Genomic DNA, 18,757 nt, shown 5'->3' with positions numbered 1-18,757 from the left:
CGACCGCGCTGGCCGCAGCGCGTATCCTCTGCGCTGATGGACGACTCCCCCGCCGGACAGGGTGCCTCTCCTGGCTCCCGCGACGTGCGCGCCGCGCACGCCGGCACGCACCTCGCTGCCCGGGCGGAGCCGCCGCCGGGCGCCGCGCCCGCGCCGCCGCGCGCGCGCCGGCTCGATCGGCTGACCGGGCTCGCGCTCTTCGCCGCCACCGCCGTCGCGGCGCTCCCGACGGCGCCGCTCGTGCTGCGCGCGATCGCCGACGATCGCTCGCCGGTGCAGAGCGCCGGCCGGTTCGCGCACCTCCTGGAGGGGCGTTCCCCGGGGGCGGGCCGCGCGCAGGCCCGCGCCCGCTTCCCCTTCGACGACGACCCTGGCGCCGACGAGCCGCGGTCGCCGCACGACGACGGCCCTGCCGGAGGCGAGGAGGACGATCCGGACGCGCCCGGGCGCCTCCAGGCGGGCATCGCCTCACGCAGCATCACGCTGCTCGAGGAGCCGCGGGCCGACGGCGCCCGGATCGGCGCCGTCGCCGCGGGGGAGCTCGTGATGGTCATGCGCGAGTCGGGCGCGTGGGCGCTCGTCATGAAGCACGACGGGGGCAACATGGTGATGGGCTGGGCGCGCCGGAGCGAGATCGCCATCCGATGAGCGCGCGGCCGCCGGAGTCGCCGCGCGCCTACCGCGGTCGCCTGCTCACCCCGCTCGCCGCGGCGACGAACGGCGCTCCGGTCCGCTACCTGGACGACGCGCTGCTCGTGGTCGGCAGCGACGGCCGGATCGTGGAGGCAGCGCCGTTCGCCCCGGGCGCCTTCCGCGGCCCGGTGCTGGACTTGCGGCCATCGGTGTTGATGCCGGGCTTCATCGACGCGCACGTCCATTTCCCGCAGACGCGCATCATCGGCAGCGCCAGCGGCTCGCTGCTCGACTGGCTGGAGCGGTCGGTCTTCCCCGAGGAGGCGCGCTTCCGCGACGACGGCTATGCCGCGCTCGTCGCGGGCGAGTTCACGGCGCGCCTCGCCGCGTCGGGCACGACGACGTGCGTGGTCTTCTCCAGCTCGTGCGCCGGCGCGACCGACCAGCTCTTCGACGCCCTCTCGAGCGCCGGCTTGCGCGGCATCGCTGGCCTCACGCTCATGGACCAGAACTGCCCCGAGGCGCTCTGCGTCCCTCGCGACGACGCGATCGCGATGGCCCGGGATCTCGTGCAGCGCTGGCACGGCGCGGGCGGCGGGCTGCTCGAGTTCGCGATCACCCCTCGCTTCGCGCTGTCGTGCTCGCGCGGGCTGATGGAGGCGGCCGCGCTCCTCGCTCACGACCACGGCCTCCTCGTGCAGACGCACGTCGCCGAGACGCCCGCCGAGGGCGAGGCCACGCTGCGCGAGCACCCGTGGGCGCGCGATTACATCGACGTCTACGACCGCGTCGGCCTGCTCACCGGGCGCGCCTTGCTCGCGCACGGCATCCACCTCACGCCGCGCGAGTGGGATCGCCTCGCCGAGGCCCGCTCGTCGGTCGTCCACTGCCCCGACTCGAACTTCTTCCTGGGCAGCGGCCGCATGCGCCTCGCCGACGCGCGCGACCGCGCGGTCTCGGTCGGGCTGGGCAGCGACGTCGGCGCCGGGCGCAGCTTCGACATGCGCCGAACCATGTCGAGCGCCTTCGACAATGCCCTCTGTCTGGGCGACCGCCTCCTCCCGTCCGCGCTCTTCGTCATGGCCACGCAGGGCACGGCCGACGCCCTCGGGCTCGGCCGGGTCATCGGCAGCCTCGAGGCCGGCAAGGAGGCCGACTTCATCGCCGTCCGTTTCCCCGAGCATCTCCTCGGCGAGGCGGAGCTCCTGAATCACCTCGTCTTCGCCCCCGAGACCGCCGCGGTCCACCGCGCCTTCGTCCGCGGCCGTCCCGTCCACGTCCGCCGCCTCGGAGCGCACCCCCATCATTCGCCGTAGGTGTCCGTGGATGCCTCGTAGACCTCGAGCTCCCACACGAGGATCTCGAAATCGCGCCGCAGGATGTACCGTGCCCCGTCGTCCCCGCGCACCTTGAAGTAGAGGTGATCGCCCCCTGGCCACCGGTCGAGGATCTCGGTCACCCGCACGCGGCGCTCCCCCAGGGTGAACGCCACGGGCTCCTCGCTTCCGCCGTGGCCGGCACGGCACGCCACATCGACCCGCATCTGCGTTCGCAGGGTAGCAGGCCCCGGCGCCCGGCTCCCGCGGTCCGCGCGCCTGGGTAGTGCTCAAATTTGCCCGGAGAGAGTTCACATGAAGGCGGGAAGGCAGGAAGATCATTGATCTTTTCTTCCCGCCTTCCCGCCTTCATGTTCAATTTTGAGCACTGCCCGCGCCTGGCTGACGCGCCGACGCTCGCCGGCCGGGCGGCGCCTCGGGCCGGCGCTCCCGGCGCGATGCGCTCGGGAGCGCCTCCTCGCTTCAGTTGGGGTTGACCGAGCAGCCGTAGAGCAGGTTCATGCCCGCCGTGTTGTCCTGGACCGCCATGGCGCACGTGTCCGGGCACAGCCGGATGATCCCCTCGTCGATGTAGAAGGACATCGGCTTGCACTCCTCGGGGGTCTTCACCTGAGAGAAGGTCTGCTTCTGCCCGCCGTTGCTCGGCGTGAACTCGATCTGCACCGTCTCCAGATCGATCGAGTGGCCGCCTGGCGCCTTGGGCACCTCGATCTCGCACGACAGCTTCGCGCCCGAGATCACGCTGTCGGCGATCGCCTGGAACACGGCGTCGTAGGTGTCGTCCTGGTTGATCGGGTACCGCAGCCCTCCGGTCATCACGCTGAGCGTCTGGTAGGTCGTCCCGGGGTCGACCGAGCCGGGCCGGCACTGCTCCCAGGTGACGGGCTCCTCCGGCGGCCAGGGCGCGGTCGGCGGCGTGTTCTCCACGATGCCCACGAAGCTGAAGAACATGTAGTTGCGCGCGCTCGGCGTGCCGAAGTATTCAGGCGCGACCGCCATCAGGGCCGCGTCGAAGGTCTCCGCCGACTTGGTGCCTCCGGCCAGGGTCTCCATGTCATCGTCGTCGACGTCTTTGAGCGCGATGTCGCCCTCGTCGGTCTTCGCGGGGTCCGCGCCGAGCGAGATCGACGAGCAGTCGACGCCGTCGTCGGTGATCTCGACGAACACCTTGAGCGAGTCCGGCCGCAGCCACTGCGACCACCCGGGCGAGGTGGTCTCGCCCTTGGGCGGGATCGCGCCCTTCAGGGTGTCGATGGCGAGGCAGAGCGAGTTGAGGCTGCTGACCTCCAGGCTGTACTGGTAGAAGTGCGGCGGGTTGGTGTTCGGGGTCGTCGGGACCGGCGAACAGCTCCCGCTGCCGAGCGGCGCCTCGATGCAGACCGACTGCTCCAGATCCGAGCTGCCGTGCTTCGAGATCATGATGACGCGGTAATCGATGCCGCTCCGCTCGATGATCGAGGCGAAGTTCTGGTTGATGTTCCGCTGGACGCTGTTGATCTCGTCCGTCATGCTCTCGGAGTTGTCGATGAGGAAGATGATGTCGGCCGGCCGCTGCTCGTAATCGGCCTGCAGCTTCGTCGCGACACACGCGGTGTCCTCGTTGAGCGACGCGTCCCCGGTCCCTCCATCGAAATCGAACCCGCCGCCGTCCCCGATCCCGCTCCCGGTCCCGGTCGTATCGTCGCCCCCGCCGCCGCTGCCGCTGCCAGAGCCGTTGTTGCCGGAGCTCGCCTCACCACCCCCGCCGGAGCATCCACCGATGGATGCCGCCGCCGCAAGCAAACCCAAACCAATCAGCCCAACAAGCGTCTTCGTCGAGAGCTTCAAAATGGACCTCCCAATGGGGGGCGCGACAGTGCGCAGCAACGGATGTTACACGAGACACGTCCGGATGGATGCGATCGGCATGAAATAATCGAGGCTGACGGCAGGTAGACAACCGACCACCGTTGTCGGCTCATGTACCGTGTCTGCGACCGATGGACTCGCGATCTGGGAGAGGCTCCCCTAAGGAGCGAGGAGATGGCCGAGCGCGGGTGGACGGGCGCGACGCGCGACAAGGAGGGTCCGCGCGTCCCGCCGATACCACCCTCGTGCACACGCGGAGCGCGCCGAGCAGGCCAGCGCAGGGCCGGGCAGCCTCGTCGACAGCTCCCCCCTTACAACCCTACGCGCCTGCCGCCTTCGCGGCGACGAGCTCCCGCGCCGCCGCGAGCAGCCGCTCGGGCGTGTTCGCCTCGGGCTCCTCCGTCACGAGCTCGACGAGCCGCTCCAGGATCTCCCCCACGAGCCTGCTCGGCGGGATGCCGAGCTCTCTCATCAGCACGCTGCCGTTCACCGCGAGATCCTTGGCCGACAGCGCCGCGCCCGCGGCGAGCATCGCCTCCACCCGCGCCCGGAGCCGCCCGATCGTCGCGATGTCCTCGGTCACCTCGCGCCCCTTGCCGAGCGCGTCGGCGACGCCGATCTCGTAGAGATCCGGCGCGAGCGCCGGCGTCACCCGCCGCAGCCACCGCCGCACCGCGGCGTCGGTCCACGAGTCGTCGTAGCAGATCAGGTGGTGACGGATGAGCGCCACGATCCGCGCCCGCTCGTCGTTGGAGAAGCGCAGCCGCGACAGGATCGGCTCGGCCATCTCGGCGCCGACCCGCTCGTGCTCGTAGAACGTGTAGTCGCGGGTCTTGTCCGAGAACTCGCGCGTCCTCGGCTTGCCGATGTCGTGCATCAGCGCCGCCACGCGGAGGATCGGCTCCGGCTTGCACGCGTCGAGGCAGGCCATCGCGTGCCCCCACACGTCGTACGCGTGCCAGCGGTTCTGCTCGCACCCGACCGACTCCATCATCTCCGGGCAGGTGATCCCGAGCAGCTCCGTGCGCCGCATGATCTCGAACGCCACGCTCGGGCGGCGCGCGCGCATCGCCTTGAGCCACTCGTCGCGCACCCGCTCCGCGCTCACGCAGCGGAACGTCTGGTGCGACCGCGCGGTGCCCATGGCGCGCTCGGTCTCGGGATCGAGCGCCCCCTCCAGGGTCGCCGCGAACCGCGCCGCGCGCAGCACCCGCAGCCCGTCCTCGGCGAAGCGCTCGCCCGGGTCCCCCACCGCGCGGATGACCTTCGCCTCGAGATCCCGCTGCCCGCCGAACGGATCGATGAGGTGCCCGTCGACCGGATCGAGCGCGATGGCGTTCATGGTGAAGTCCCGCCGCGCGAGATCGGCCGTGATGTCGTCCACGAACTCGACCCGGTCCGGCCGCCGCCCGTCGCTGTAGGTCCCGTCGCCCCGCAGCGTCGTGACCTCGTACGGCACGCCGCGCACCATCACGGTCACGGTCCCGTGCTGGATCCCGGTCGGGATCACCTTCCGGAACGCGGCCATGACCTCCTCCGGCCGCGCGTCGGTCGCGACGTCCCAGTCCTTGGCGGGCTCGCCCCGGAGCAGGTCGCGCACGCAGCCGCCGACGATCCAGCCGCGCTTGCCGCGCTCGCGGAGGCGGCGACAGATGCCGAGCACGTCCTCGGGGACGAGGTCGATGAGGTGAGCTATCTGGGTCACCCCCGCGGCTTATCACGGCGCCCGGAGAGCGGGGCCCGCGCCGCGCAGCCGCTCACTTCTTCTGGTGCTGGTTCGCCCAGGGGTCCCGGACGTCCGAGCCCTTGGGCGGCTTGGCCGTCGTCTGCGGCGGCGGGCGCGGCGCCCCGCCGGGCCTCACCTTCGCGCCGCCCTTCTCGTCGACCTCGACGAGCTTCACGAGCTTGCTCTGCTCCGTCCCATCGAGCACGACCGTGCTGGTGTGGTACCCCTCGGCGCGGATGTCGATCGTGACCGTCTGCCCCTGCTCCACGTCGATGCTCGCGGGCAGCCTCAGCTCCACGCCGTTGCGGTAGCCGACCGCCGTCTCCGGCACGGCGGCCAGCGCGACCACCGTCTTCTGGACGGCGGGCGGCGGCGCGGGGGCCGGCCTGACCGCCGGCGCCTCGACCGGCGGCTTCTGCGCCTGCGGGGCGGTGTCCCGCGCGGACCCGCTCGCGCCGATGACGAAGATGGCGGTCACGATCCCCACCGCGGCCGCCGCGCCGGCGACCCACACGTAGCGCGGCCACGGCGAGCGCGGCGGCGACGGCGGCGTCGCCGGGACGATCACCTTCGACGTCTTGAAGTAGTCGTGCGGCACGTTGAAGCCGCCCGAGCGCGCCATCATCTCCGCGACCGCGCCGGGCACGCCCCCGCTCCGCACGCGCTCCAGGTCGTCGTGGAGATCGCTCATCGACTGGTAGCGCGACTCCGGCTTCTTGGAGAGGCACTTCAGGATCACCGCCTCGAGCCCCGGCGGGCAGTCCGGGCCGCCGACGAGCGCGCGGATGGGGACCGGCGCCTTGTACATGTGCTGCGTCAGGATCCCCATGAAGTTGTCGGCGTTGAACGGCAGCTGCCGGCTCACGAGCTCGTAGAGCATCACGCCGAGCGAGTAGATGTCGGTCCGGTGATCGATCGGCGCGCCGGCGGCCTGCTCGGGCGACATGTAGTGCGGCGTCCCGAACACCGCCCCGGCGCGCGTCAGCTTGGTCGTCGTGCTCGTCGACACCTTCGCGATCCCGAAGTCGAGGATCTTCACGAAGTTCGGATCGCTGCCGCGCGGCACCACGAACACGTTGTCCGGCTTGAGATCGCGGTGGATGATGCCCGCGTCGTGCGCGGCGGCGAGGCCCGCGGACAGCTGCAGCGCGATGTGGCAGATGCGGTCCATCGGCAGCTCGTTCGGCGAGTCGATGAGCTGCGCCAGGCTCACGCCCTCCAGGTACTCCATGACGAAATACGTGGAGCCGTCCGGCAGGTCGCCGAAGTCGGAGATGTCGACGATGTGCGGGTTGCCGATGCTCGACGCGGCGCGGGCCTCCTGCACGAAGCGCTCGAAGATCTCGCGGTCCCGCGCGAGCTCGGCGCGGAGCACCTTCACGGCGACGCGCTTGTCGATGACCTTGTGGCGGGCGAGGTACACGAACCCCATCCCGCCCTCGCCGAGCAGCCGCTCGATCTTGTACCGGTGATCGAAGGTCGTCCCGATGTACGGATCCTTCGCGCCGGGCGGCCGCCGCTCGCGCGGCTCGACCTCGTCCGGCGGCGGGATCTCCAGGGAGGGCTCCGCCTCGCTGATCGGGGCCGCGCTCGTCCTGCCGCTCATCTCGTCCGCGTCCGGCTCGCTCTGCCGTCCGAGCCGCGGGGTCTTCTGGCGCAGCGGCGGCGGCGCGCGGAAGCTCGGCGGGATCTCGCTGTCCGGCCCCTCGACCCAGCCCGACCTGGAGGGCCTCGACGAGGGCCGGAGCTCGACGTCCACGGGCACGTCGTCGCCCGCGCCCTCGGGCGCCACGGCGGGCGCGAACGCGGTGCCGACCCCGGACGAGCGAGCGCCGCCAGCCGCGCCGGTGGGGCGCGACGCCGGTGCCTCATCGAGCGCGCCTGCCTCTTCCTCGAAGACTCTGCTGCGCGCGGTGTGGTGCTCGTTTTTGGTGGCGCTCATGAAAGGCTCGCGGGCAGAGGTGCACGCCACATGCCGGCATCAGCGGCAGGGTCGGATCCTAGCAGGTGTTCGGTCCGGGAAGCGAGGGCCTGCGGACGTCGCCCGCGAAAGCCGGCGCGACCGATGACGCCGGGGCGCGGCCGCCGCGTCGGGGCACAGCGCCGCTCTGCCCGCTGCGGCGCAGCGGGCACCGTGCCGCGCGCGCCGCGTTCTGCTAGGAGGGCTGCGCGATGAGCTACCCCCTCAAGGTCGCGCTCTACTCGGCCTGGATTGCCCTTAATGTCGTCGTTCTTCTGGTTCTCGCGGCGCTGATCTACGATATCGCGACGCAGCGCTACACCATCCGGGTCGCGCTGCAGTACCTCGGCTCCAAGAAGCGGGCGTTCGTTTCGGTCGGCACCACGTTCGCGATCCTCGGGGTCGCGCTCGGTGTCGCGGCGCTCGCGACCGTGATCAGCGTGACCGGCGGCTTCCGGACGGAGTTCCGCGACAAGGTCCTCGGGGTCAACGCTCACGTCCTGGTGATCAAGTATTCCACGGATTTTCGGGAATACAGATCGGTCATGGATCAGGTCGCCAAGGTGCCGGGCGTCATCGGCGCGGCGCCCTTCAGCATCAACCCCATGATGCTGACGCACGGCGACGCGACCGCGACCAACGTGCTCGTGAAGGGGGTTGACCCGGCCAGGAGCCTCGGTGTGGGCGCCGACGGCGCCGCCGCGCCCGTGCTCGATCTGCCTCGGTACGTCCTCCCGGGCGGCGATCTCAGCGGGTTGCGGCGCCCCGGGGCGAAGCCCGCCGAGCGCGCGCCGCCGCCGTCGCCGTCCTTGCCCGACGTTCCTCTCCTGGACAAGGGCGCCCGCGGCGCGCTCGAGCCCGACGCGGGCGAGCTCGATCTGCTGAAGGCGTACGAGGAGCGCATCCTGGAGGACGAGCGCAAGGCGGCCGCGCGGGACGCCGGCGCCGAGCCTGCGCCCCCGCCGGCCGAGCTCGACGTCGCCGAGGGTGCTGGCGCCGAGGAGGCCGAGCTCGCGATCGCCGAGGGGGCCCCCCAGGGGTCGATCGAGCCGGAGGGCGGGTACGGCAGCAAGCTGCCCGAGGACGACGAGCTGCCGCCCGAGGTCGATCCGGATCCCTGCGCGGACAAGGAGAAGGTCGCCAAGCTGCCGGGCATCGTCATCGGCGCCGGGCTGGCGAAGAACCTGTCCCTCGAGATCGGCGAGTGCGTCACCGTCACCTCGCCGACCATCGGCTTCTCGTTCTCGGACGGCGCCATCAAGCCGCCGGTCGCCAAGCAGTTCCGGGTCATCGCGCTCTTCGAGGCGGGCTTCGAGCAGTACGACACCAAGCTCGCGTACGCCGATCTCTACGAGACGCAGGCGTTTTACGATCACGGCGACACGGTGACCGGCGTCGAGATGAAGGTCGATGACATCGACAACGCCAGCAACATCGCGCGCGAGATCACGAACCTCCTCAGCAACGGGCTTTACTACACGATGGACTGGGAGGAGCTGAACCACGGGCTCTTCACCGCGCTGGTCGTCCAGCAGCTGCTCATGAGCGTCGTGCTGGGGCTCATCATCGTGGTCGCCGCGTTCACGGTGATCGCGACGCTGATCATGGTCGTGCTCGACAAGAAGAAGGAGATCGCGGTCCTCAAGGCGATGGGCTCGACGGACTCCGAGATCCTCCGCATCTTCCTCTACCAGGGTGGGATCATCGGCCTCGCCGGCACCACGCTGGGGCTCCTGCTCGGCGTGGCGGTGTGCAAGGGGCTCCTGGTCTACGGCTTCCCGCTCGACCCGAAGGTCTACTTCATCTCCCGCCTCCCCGTGCACGCGACCCCGCAGGCGTTCGCCATCACGGGCGACGTCGCCATCCTCATCTGCCTCCTGGCCACCGTCGCGCCGAGCCTGTACGCCGGGCGCCTGCGCCCCGCCGAGGGCTTCCGCGCGCAGTGATCTCCCCCGCCTGACCGCGCTCCCCGGCCCTCTCCCCGAGGGCCGGGCACCGCGCCGAGCCCCCTTTACCGCCGCGAGGCCGCGTAGAGCCGCTGCCGCCGGTCGACCATGTCCAGGTCGGACGCGACGTAGAGCGTGCACTCATCGGGCGAGAGCGACGGCGTCATGACGGCGATCTCCGGCTTGAGGCTCGCCAGCAGCATCCTGGCCTTCTCCCCGGGCACGGGCAGCCCGTCGGCCCCGAGCCGCACATAGAAGCTCCGCAGCACCGACGCCTGCGCGCAGTCGCCCCGCGCGCTGTACAGCGTCTGGAAGAAGAGCAAGCTCCCGTCGGGCGTCACCCACGGCGCGAGGTCGTCGCCCTGCGCCGGGCAGTCGCCGGGCAGGACGATGTGGAGCTCCCGCGCCTCCGCGTCGCCGGCGAGCATCGTGAGGAGCCGGCTCGTGATCTGCCCGCCCTCCTGGTGCTTGTTCATGAACCAGTACCGGTAGGGCCAGACGCCGTGGGCCACCGCCACCGAGTGGCTCCCCCCGTCCAGGTTGAGCGCGTCGAACGTCGCCGCCTGGCTCGCCTCGAGCCGGTCCGCGACGAACACCAGCGGCAGGCTGCCCGGCCCCGCGAGGACGCGATCGAAGAGCAGCGAGCCCTCGGGGAAGTCCGTGCTCGGCGAGCGCGCGTCGACGGGCAGGAGGAGCGGGCCCGACTCCGACTGCGGCGAGTTGACCGCGTCGCTCTCGACCACCTCGCCCGCCGTCCAGGGCCGCCCCGTCGCCGTGGCGATCTGCGCGTCGCTCGACCCGAACGTGGCCACGTAGACGAGCCGCTGCGTCGCCGCGCCCTCGCCCTCGCCGGGCTCCTCGCGCACGCGCGGGAACGCGGGCTTCGCCCCGTCGACCTCGATCGCCGTCGGCGCGACGAACGACAGCGCGCCGACGCGGTCGGCGCAGCGCACGCACGTGTCGCTGGCCGTGCAGAACTCCCCGGCCTTGCACGCCGCGCACCCGCCCTCGCCGCCTCCTCCCGCCGAGGAGGACGACGACGTCGCGCCCCCGCCCCCGCCCCCGTCGCCGCCGCCTCCGCCGCCTCCGCCGCCCCCCGAGCTCGACGACGACGCGGCCGGCGCCTCGGCCGCCGTGAACGGCTCGCCGCAGCCGGGCGCGCCCCACAGCGCGGCCAGCGAGAAGATCCCGAACAAGCGAAGCGTGCGCACCCGAGCTGCCTCCTGCCGTGTTCCCGCCGCGCGGAGCAGGCGCGCGCCCGGGTCAAGATGCCTTGTTGTAATCCGTGTCCTCAAGGAGGATGACGTTCGTCTTCGACCGGGTCTCGCCGACGCTGGTGACGTAGACCGCGGGCTTGTCCTGCACCGGGCAGACCTTCTCGCACGCGCCGCAGCCGATGCAGAGCGACGGATCGACGTGCGGGCGCTGCACGTGGACCATCTTCATCGGCGGCTCCTTGCCGTGCTCCGCGGGCACGGGCTCGCGCTTCGGGATGTCGACCTCCTCGACCCAGATCGCCTTGGGCGACGTCGGGCAGAACTCCTCGCAGACGATGCACGGCACGCTCATCGACCACGGCAGGCAGCGCCCCTGGTCGTAGAACGCCGTGCCGATCGAGATCGGCTTCTGGCCGATCCCCATCTTCTGCTCCTCGGTGATCTTCTGGATCGCGCCGGTCGGGCACACGTCGCCGCAGAGGACGCACGAGTGCTCGCAGTACCCGATGCGCGGGATGACGATCGGCGTCCAGAGCCCCTCGATCCCCGCCTCGAAGAACGCCGGGTGGATCGCGTTGTTCGGGCAGACCTTCATGCACTCGGCGCACCGGATGCAGCGCTCCAGGAACTCGCGCTCCTCGACCGAGCCCGGCGGCCGGATGACGCGGTGGTCGTAGTTCGCGTCGAGCACGTCGGCGATGCGCGCCGTCGGGATGATCACCGCGCCGGCGGCGGCGGTCGCGAGGGCGGTGCGGCGGCCCGTGTCGGGCGTCACGAGGGCGCTCTTCCGGTTCGGCAGGAAGCGGAACTTGATGACGTCCTCGGGGCAGGCGTTCTCGCAGTTGAGGCACATGTGGCACTCGTCCTGCCGCCACTTCACCCCGCCCTGGGGCGAGTCGGCGCCCTGGCAGTGCACGAGGCACAGGTTGCAGTCGGTGCACTTCGCGTGATCCTTCTGCATCCCGAAGAGCGCGAAGCGGGCGAACACCCCGAGGAAGGCGCCGAGCGGGCAGAGCACGCGGCACCAGAAGCGCGGGATGAAGCGGTTCATGAACAGGATCGCGACGAACAGGATCCCGACGAACCACGCCTGGTGGAAGTAGAACTGCTTCGTCTGCCACACGCTCGCGGCCAGGAAGTCCTGCGCCTGGTCCGCGGCGACCTGCACCTGCCGGCTCCCGGTCGCGGCCGCGGAGCCGGTCACCACGGCGGCGACGTACTGCGCGGCCGGGATGACCGCGAGGCCGATGGCCCGGACGGCCACGCAGATCGGATCGAACAGGCCGCCGATCACGCTGCCGGCCATGCTCGCCGCGAGGAACGCGTACATCAGGTAGTACTTCACCCGCTGCCGCGCGTACGTCTTGTTCGCCTCGACGCGCTTGCCGCCCTTGCCGTAGCGCGACGGGAAGATCCACCCGAAGAAGTGGTGGAGCGTGCCGAACGGGCAGATCCAGCCGCAGAACACGCGCCCGAAGACGAGCGTCAGCGCGAGGATCCCGAGCGACCAGAGCAGGCCGCGGTAGACGGTGTGCGTCGAGAGCAGGGTCATCGCGCCGACGAACGGGTCGGCGAGGAGGAACCCCTCGACGGGCAGCGGCAGGCGGACGCGCGCCTCGGACGAGGCGAACGAGCCGCGGAAGCCGGTCTGGAACAGGAAGTAGAGGAACAGCCCGAGGCAGCCCGCCTGCACGGCGCGGCGCACCCAGACGAGCACCTGGATCGCCTTGCGCGCCGGCAGCCCCGAGCCGGGCCGCCGCTTCGCGCCCGGCCGGACGATCGCGCGCGCCTTGCGCAGCAGCGCGGTCCAGGGAGCGACGCGCGCGGGTCCTGCGGGCGCGCCGGGCGCCGTCGCGCCGTGGGGGCTCGCCTTCGCGGGCGCCGCGGCCGCTGCAGCCGCCGAGGGACGGTGCGCCGGCCCGGCCGGCGTCGGATCGGAGTTTGCCATGATACTACACCTCGGCGAGCCGCAGGTTCTGCCAGTGCATCGTGCCCAGGCCCCGCTCGTGGCCCATCTTGAGGTACGGGATCTCCTCGGGCTTGCGGCCGATGAGCTGGCACCCGTACGCGTCGGCGGCGACCTGGTCGGTCGTCGCGATCACGGTGTGCATGTCCTTCGCGTCGGCGACGTTCCCGCCCTGCGGCCCGTTGCGCATGAGGACGCGGACGGCGTCCACGATCGTGAGCGTCGGCTGGATGAACGTCGCGAGGTCGGCGATCGACACGTCGATGTTCTGGTGGAGGCGGTTGCGCCGGCCGCCGAGCGCCCCGTACCAGTTCTTCATCGCCGCGGTGTACTTCGACAGGTTGTGGTGCTTCGCGATCGGGACGTTGATGACCTTGTCCGCGTTGACGAGCGGCGTGTAGACGGGCCAGTCGTCGAGCACCTCGCCCTTCAGGCGCATGCCGCGGAAGCGGTGCGCGGCGGGGATGACGACCTCGGCGCCGACGTCGTACGCGGCCTTCCAGATGCCGGAGCGCTGGAAGCAGCGGTTCGGCTCGTTGCACGAAGCGTCGGTCACGATGACGCTCTTGGCGCCGGCGTCGTAGGCGAGGCGCACCACCTCGGCCACGACCTTGGGGTTCGTGTTGGCGGCGTGGATGGGCGTGCGGTCCCACCCGATGTTGGGCTTCACGACCACGACGTCGCCGCGCGAGATGAAGCGGCGCATCCCGCCGAGCGCGTCGACCGCCTTGCGGACCAGGGCGGCGGGGTCCGGCGCGCCCCCGGCGAGCGCCTCGGCGCCGGCGCGGGCGACGACGAGCTGGGGCACCCCGGCGGGCGCGTCGCGGAGCCGGTAGTCGCGCGTCTGCTGGCGCTCGGCGGCGGCGGCGGCGGTGCCGCCGCGGTCCCACCGGGCCGCCGCGACCCCGGCCGCGCCCCCGAGGACGAGGCCCGCTGCGCCCAGCCGACGCAGCACTTCACGTCGAGAGATGTCACCCATGGACCTCGCCTTCCCTGGCCCTACGGATAGCCTCCCCGGGCGGTTGCCACAAGCAGAGGCGGCCTGGCGGCGACGACGTGGGCCGCCTTCCAGCGCCGGTGATCAGGGAGGAGCGGCGGTGGACGGCGGCGAGGCCGCCGGGGCCGCCGTCGCGCCCGCTGCCGGGGACGCGCCCCCTGCGGGGGACGCGCCCGCCGCGGGGGGCGCGCCCGCGCTCGCCGGCGGCGGCGGCAGCTGCGGCAGCGCGCCGCTCGCGGCGGGCGCCGCCGGCTTCCCCGGCGAGGGCGGCGCGTCGTAGGGATCGGCCGCCTCGGCCCTCAGGCGGTCGCGCTCGGCGGCGCAGCTCGCGCGCTCCGCGTCGCAGGCGGCGCGCAGCTGCGTCGCGACGGCGAGCTCGGCGGCGCGCTGCTCGGCGAGCGTCTTGGCCTCGTCGCGCTCGACGGCCATCGCCGCGCGCGCCTTCTCGGCCTCGGCGAGCCGCTCGCGGTCCGCCATGGCGGCCTTCTGCGCGGCGGCGGCGTCGTCCTCGCAGGCCTTGAGGCGCGCCGCCTGGGTCGCGTGCAGCGACTGGATCTGGCGGGCGTGCTCCGCCTCGGTCATCGAGCCGCTCTTCTGGAGGGTGGCGAGCGTCTCGTTGAACTCCACGCGATCCTGCTCGCGGGCGGTGCGGCACGCGTTCTTCTCCGCCTCTGCGATCTGGTGGGAGGCGACGCAGGTGTCGAGCTTGTCGAACGACTCGGCGCCCTTCTGGCGGGCGTGCTCGAGCTCGTTGGCGAGCCGCAGGGTCTCGCGCTTCGAGAAGCCGAGCAGCACGACCGCGCAGCCGACGAGGGTCATCGCGCCGGCCGCGATGCGCACGCGCAGGTAGGAGGTCTTCTGCTTGATCCGCAGCCGCTCGGCCTCGCGCTCGGCCTCGCGCTCCGGCTCGAGCAGCACGTCGAGCTCCTCGGCGAGCTGGGTCATCGACGGGCGCTCGTTCGGGTCGATCGCGAGCCACCGCCGGAGCGCGTCCTGGAACATCTGGCGCGGGCGCCCGGTGAGGTCGGGCAGCGCGTTGTCGGCGAGCGGTTTGTCGGCGCGGACGTCGTGGGACGCGGCGAGCTCGGTGCGGGTCTGCGCGGACTCGCCCGGGAAGTCCCGCGGGTTGACGAGCGAGTAGAGGAGGGTCGTGGCGAGCCCGTACGTGTCCATCTTCTCGCTGAGCGGCACGACGCCGGGGAAGCCGTTCAGCGCGCGGATCTGCTCGGGCGAGGCGTAGAGCGCCGTGCCCGCGCAGAACGAGGCCTCGCGCTCCGCGGCCACGCCGAGGTCGAGCAGGATCGGGTGGACGCGGCCGGCGAACCTCGCGAGGAAGATGTTGTCGGGCTTCACGTCCTGGTGGCGGAGCCCTGCGGCGTGGAGCGCCTCGAGCCCGCGCGCGACGGCCAGGAAGATGTCGTGCGCCTCGCGCATGCCGAGGGGGCTGCGCTCGAGGCGCTGCGCGAGGGTCTCGCCCTCGTAGACGGGCATGGTGAGCCACACGTACTCGGCGTTCATGCCGTGGTCCTTCAGCTGGACGACGTGCGGGTGGCCGACGGTGGCGAGCATGACGAGCTCGCGCTCCACGTTCCGCATCGCGTACAGCGAGCGGGGCATGAGCTTGAGGGCGACCTGGTGCTCGGGGACGTCGACGCGCTGGGCGACGTAGACCTTGCCGAACATGCCCTGCCCGAGGAGGCGCCCGAGGCGGTAGAGCCCGCCGACGATCTGGCCGACGTCGGGGAGGATCGAGGGGCCGCGGCTGCTGGCTCCGGGGTCGTCGGTGCCCCCGCGCGAGGTGGTGCGCACCAGGCTCGACGGGTCCGCCACCGTGACGGCGAACGCATGGACCATCGTGGTGCGGAGGCTCGGATCGGCGGGCGGCACGGCGGTTGCCAGGGTAGCGGAAGCGGCGAGCGCAGAGAAAAAAGCCGGCAAGCGGAAGACGGCCGGCGCCGGGAGTTTATTCGCGGAGCCGGGCGAAAGCGCCAGGTCGTCCCTCCCCGTGCGCTCGCCGTCGGCGCCGCCGGCGCGTCATCCAGGCGAGCCAGGTCGGCCCACCGTGACGGCGCCCACCGTGACGGCGCCCACCGTGACGGCGAACCCGCGGACGATCGTGGCGCGGCGGTCCCCGGGTCGGCCAGCGGAGGAGCGGTCGCCGGGTAGCGGAAGCGACGAGCGCAGGAGGCGCAGGAGTAAGGAGCCGGCGCTGGCCATCGCGCCCACGTTCCACCACACGCCGCGCGCCGCGGCTGCGACGAGCGAGGTGACGCGCGCGGGGTCGCCGCTCGGCTGCGCCAGCGCGTGCCGGCACAAGCCGCTTGCCAACCCCTGAAGGCGAGCCGCGAGTCGCCGCCCCGCGAGCGCCAGTCGGCCTCATCCACAATGACGATGGCCACGCCATGGGACCAAGGTCGTACTGGACAATGACGTGGATTCAGGATGTCACTCGGATCCTATCCCATGGACAAACATTGCCGGACATCGGCCTCTCCGGTTCCGTCCACGATCGATTCAACGCGGTTCGTCACCCCCTCTTCCAGAACCCGGGTCGATCCTTTAGGATGGCGCCACTTCCTGGTCTCAGAGGGCCGTTGACCTCGGACTGCCGGGAGCACGTGAGCGGGGGCGGCTGGTCCACACCTCATCAAGGCGAGGAGACGCCGGTCGCGCGCTTCGGCACAGCCTTCGTTTGCTGTCAACCTCCGAAACGGGAGTATCTCATGACGCTCAGCACGGTAGAGATGAACCACACAGAAAGCAGGGTGCAGCCCTCATCGACCAGCTCGGCGGACGAGGCCGAGCTCCTGGAGGTGATGTCGATCGCCCCGAGCTTCCGCGGGCTGAGCCGGCAGCATTTCAATGCGCTTCTCCGCACAGCCCGCATCGAGCGCGTCGCGGCCGAGCACGTGATCGGCCACGAAGGGAAGAGGGCGCAGCACCTCCACCTCATCCTCAAGGGAGAAGTGTCCGTCTTCCTGGGCGAGCTCCTGCGGGAGGTCATCACGATCATCGCCCGCGGCGGCGTCTTCGGCGGCAACCTGCTCATCGGAGAGCCGAACATCTTCAACTACGGCGCCGAGCGAGACACCGTGGTCGCGAGCTGGAGCGACGAGGCCCTCCGTCGCGCCGAGGCCACGGCGCCCGGCTTGCGCGAGCAGCTCTCCATCCGCCTCTCGAAGGACAGCCGTCTGACCGAGCTGTCCGATATCCTGCGGAACGCTCCCCTCCTGCGCAACACGAGCGCGGTCCTCCGGCACCGGCTCCTGCAAGAGACGACGCTGATGTCGTTCCCCGCGGGGGCGTTCATCTACGAGGAGGGCACGCCGGCGAGCTGCTGCTATCTCGTCGTCAGCGGCGAGGTGGAGATCACCCGGGCGACGCCGGAGGGCGAGCGGGAGACGCTCACGCAGCATGGCCGGGGCGGCGTGTTCGGCGAAGGGGATCTCCTCGCGTCGGTCCCGCGCACGGAGTCTGCCGAGGCGAAGATCGACACGGAGGTGCTGGCCATCGACCGCATCGACATCGAGGCGCTCGAGCGCGCCTGCGGCTCGTTCCGCCAAGCCATCGCCGCGCGCGCCGGGTCGAGCAAGGCGCCGACGAAGCCGCAGGATGTCATCCTCGTGGTCAACCGCACGCGCTATGGCACGCGCGACGTCGCCTCGCTGCTCCGGTCCGCTTTCTCGGCGATCGGGGAGAACCGCGTGGCGATCCAGGAGGTTGTACCCGAAGGAGGGGCGGCCGTCGCCGACGCGGGCCAGCGATTGCAGCTCCCGAGAGACCCGGCGCGCGCCCTCGACGCGCTGGACGAGCACGTGCGGAAGCTGGGCAGCCGGTACGTGCTCCTGTTCACCGGGATCGACAACGCCGTGGAATGGCTCTCCGGGCCGGTGTGGGACAAGCTCATCGATCGGCGCGTCTCGTCGACCGTTTACTTCACGGACGACCTGCGGCAGGCGTTCCCTCTCGAGACACCCCAGCTATCGCCCGTGCAGTACGTCGAGGTGCGGCCGTCGAACAACAAGGCGGACGTGCACATGGTGCGGAGCGGCTCGATCCGCCTCCTGATCGACGCCGCGTCGGGCTCGGATTTGCGCATCCAGGAGCTGCCGGCGGCGAGCCGGTCGGCGCTGCACCGCCTCTCGCGGACGCTCACGCACCAGTCGGTGGGGGTGGCCCTCGGGGGTGGGGCCGCGTGGGGCTATGCGCACGTGCCGTTCCTGCGCGCGCTGACCGAGGCGGGTATCCCGATCGACATGGTGTCGGGGACGAGCATGGGCAGCGTCGTCGCGGTCCTGTACGGGAGCCGGGGCGTCGAAGGGCTGAACGAGCTGCTCGAGGCAGGGCCGGAGTTCGCGTGGCGGTTCGCGTCCGCGCCCATCACGCGCAAGCCCTTGAAGCGCATGTTCGACCGCCTCATGGCGCACCAGTACCTGCAGGATCTGCCGCTCCCGACGTTCCCCGTCGCGGTGGACATCCAGACCGGCCGGGCGCGCGTCTTCCGCCACGGTCCGGCTTTCCAGGCGACCCTCGCGAGCTCCGCGGTCCCGGCGGCCGTCGTCCCCGAGATCCTCGACGGGGTGCGCTATGTGGACGGGGGCATCGCGAACAACGTGCCGGTGAACTGCCTCGTGGAGGAAGGGGCTGATTTCATCATCGCGTCCAACGTGATCCCGCCGCCGAGCCGGCGCGCGCGGGAGGTCCACAAGACGCCGCTCACCGTGTTCCTGTCGCAGATCTCGCCGCTCGGGCGGATGCAGGACACCCTCCGGTCCATGTTCTTGATGATGCGCGAGTCGGGCACGTATCAGGCCGCGGCCGCCCACCTCACGTTCGCGCCGTCCGCGCTCGGCGAGTTCAACCTCATCGACTTCGCCGCCGCGAAGAAGATCGCCGCGGCGGCGGAGCCGGAGCTGCCGCGCTTCGTCGAGCTCGTCAAGCAGAAGTACAAGGCGTTCCTGCGCAACCGCGACTACTGACGCGCGCGGGCGGCGGCACGCGCTCCCGTCACCGCTCCCGGTCCGTGCCCCCCGCCGCGCCCGGCCTCCCCGGCCGCGGCGGGCTGGTCACGTACAGGGGACGCTGCGCCGCAAGGGACACAGGAGCGCCCCCGTGCCGAGCAGGACC

The 18,757-nt window shown here is 71.6% G+C and carries 12 protein-coding genes; 4 read left to right on the top strand and 8 right to left on the bottom strand.

Features of this window, described 5'->3' with window-relative positions; genetic code table 11:
- The first annotated feature begins 36 nt into the window (after nt 1–36).
- Complete coding sequence (locus tag WME98_RS32020; protein ID WP_437945492.1) at nt 37–648, top strand: SH3 domain-containing protein; 612 nt, start codon at nt 37–39, stop codon at nt 646–648.
- Nucleotides 645–1,949 carry a guanine deaminase gene (locus WME98_RS32015; protein WP_437945491.1) on the top strand — a complete coding sequence of 435 codons (1,305 nt, stop codon included), beginning with the start codon at nt 645–647 and terminating at the stop codon, nt 1,947–1,949. Before WME98_RS32020 ends, WME98_RS32015 begins: the two co-directional genes overlap by 4 nt.
- Here the strand turns inward: WME98_RS32015 and WME98_RS32010 are convergent.
- From WME98_RS32010 to WME98_RS31995, 4 genes are all read right to left on the bottom strand, one after another.
- Nucleotides 1,937–2,125 (bottom strand): hypothetical protein, encoded by a 189-nt coding sequence (locus WME98_RS32010; protein ID WP_236644493.1) that lies wholly within the window; start codon nt 2,123–2,125, stop codon nt 1,937–1,939. The two genes, WME98_RS32015 and WME98_RS32010, sit on opposite strands and share 13 nt — an antisense overlap.
- A gap of 307 nt (nt 2,126–2,432) precedes the next feature.
- On the bottom strand, nt 2,433–3,758 hold the full coding sequence (locus WME98_RS32005; protein WP_437945490.1) for a hypothetical protein: 1,326 nt from the start codon (nt 3,756–3,758) through the stop codon (nt 2,433–2,435).
- A gap of 379 nt (nt 3,759–4,137) precedes the next feature.
- Nucleotides 4,138–5,523, bottom strand: coding sequence for a CCA tRNA nucleotidyltransferase (locus WME98_RS32000; RefSeq protein ID WP_437945489.1), 1,386 nt, complete (start codon nt 5,521–5,523; stop codon nt 4,138–4,140).
- 52 nt (nt 5,524–5,575) lie between these two features.
- Nucleotides 5,576–7,486, bottom strand: coding sequence for a protein kinase domain-containing protein (locus WME98_RS31995; RefSeq protein WP_437945488.1), 1,911 nt, complete (start codon nt 7,484–7,486; stop codon nt 5,576–5,578).
- A 230-nt stretch (nt 7,487–7,716) separates the two neighbouring features.
- Between WME98_RS31995 and WME98_RS31990 the strand changes: the two genes are divergently transcribed.
- Nucleotides 7,717–9,450 (top strand): ABC transporter permease, encoded by a 1,734-nt coding sequence (locus WME98_RS31990; RefSeq protein WP_437945487.1) that lies wholly within the window; start codon nt 7,717–7,719, stop codon nt 9,448–9,450.
- A gap of 65 nt (nt 9,451–9,515) precedes the next feature.
- Here WME98_RS31990 and WME98_RS31985 read toward each other — a convergent pair whose 3' ends face one another.
- From WME98_RS31985 to WME98_RS31970, 4 genes are all read right to left on the bottom strand, one after another.
- Complete coding sequence (locus WME98_RS31985; protein WP_437945486.1) at nt 9,516–10,661, bottom strand: hypothetical protein; 1,146 nt, start codon at nt 10,659–10,661, stop codon at nt 9,516–9,518.
- A gap of 52 nt (nt 10,662–10,713) precedes the next feature.
- Complete coding sequence (locus WME98_RS31980; RefSeq protein WP_437945485.1) at nt 10,714–12,615, bottom strand: 4Fe-4S binding protein; 1,902 nt, start codon at nt 12,613–12,615, stop codon at nt 10,714–10,716.
- A gap of 4 nt (nt 12,616–12,619) precedes the next feature.
- Entirely contained in the window at nt 12,620–13,612 is a 993-nt protein-coding gene (locus WME98_RS31975) for a DUF362 domain-containing protein (protein WP_437939444.1), read from the bottom strand.
- Between the two features lie 102 nt (nt 13,613–13,714).
- Nucleotides 13,715–15,517 (bottom strand): protein kinase domain-containing protein, encoded by a 1,803-nt coding sequence (locus WME98_RS31970; protein ID WP_437945484.1) that lies wholly within the window; start codon nt 15,515–15,517, stop codon nt 13,715–13,717.
- Nucleotides 15,518–16,374: 857 nt separating this feature from the next.
- Here WME98_RS31970 and WME98_RS31965 point away from each other — a divergent pair.
- Nucleotides 16,375–18,609 (top strand): cyclic nucleotide-binding domain-containing protein, encoded by a 2,235-nt coding sequence (locus tag WME98_RS31965; RefSeq protein WP_437945483.1) that lies wholly within the window; start codon nt 16,375–16,377, stop codon nt 18,607–18,609.
- The last annotated feature ends 148 nt before the right edge of the window (nt 18,610–18,757 follow it).

Source organism: Sorangium sp. So ce296 (assembly GCF_051529605.1).
Lineage (GTDB): Bacteria > Myxococcota_A > Polyangia > Polyangiales > Polyangiaceae > Sorangium > Sorangium cellulosum_D.
The sequence above is the reverse complement of the archived record's forward strand: the minus strand, read 5'-3'. Positions and strand labels throughout refer to the sequence as shown.

Excerpts from the sequence above, each read along its gene's own strand:
- WME98_RS32020 (WP_437945492.1), top strand. The coding sequence starts at position 37 with ATGGACGACTCCCCCGCCGGACAGGGTGCCTCTCCTGGCTCCCGCGAC.
- WME98_RS31995 (WP_437945488.1), bottom strand. The coding sequence starts at position 7,486 with ATGAGCGCCACCAAAAACGAGCACCACACCGCGCGCAGCAGAGTCTTC.
- WME98_RS31975 (WP_437939444.1), bottom strand. The coding sequence starts at position 13,612 with ATGGGTGACATCTCTCGACGTGAAGTGCTGCGTCGGCTGGGCGCAGCG.
- WME98_RS31990 (WP_437945487.1), top strand. The coding sequence starts at position 7,717 with ATGAGCTACCCCCTCAAGGTCGCGCTCTACTCGGCCTGGATTGCCCTT.
- WME98_RS31965 (WP_437945483.1), top strand. The coding sequence starts at position 16,375 with ATGAACCACACAGAAAGCAGGGTGCAGCCCTCATCGACCAGCTCGGCG.
- WME98_RS32015 (WP_437945491.1), top strand. The coding sequence starts at position 645 with ATGAGCGCGCGGCCGCCGGAGTCGCCGCGCGCCTACCGCGGTCGCCTG.
- WME98_RS31980 (WP_437945485.1), bottom strand. The coding sequence starts at position 12,615 with ATGGCAAACTCCGATCCGACGCCGGCCGGGCCGGCGCACCGTCCCTCG.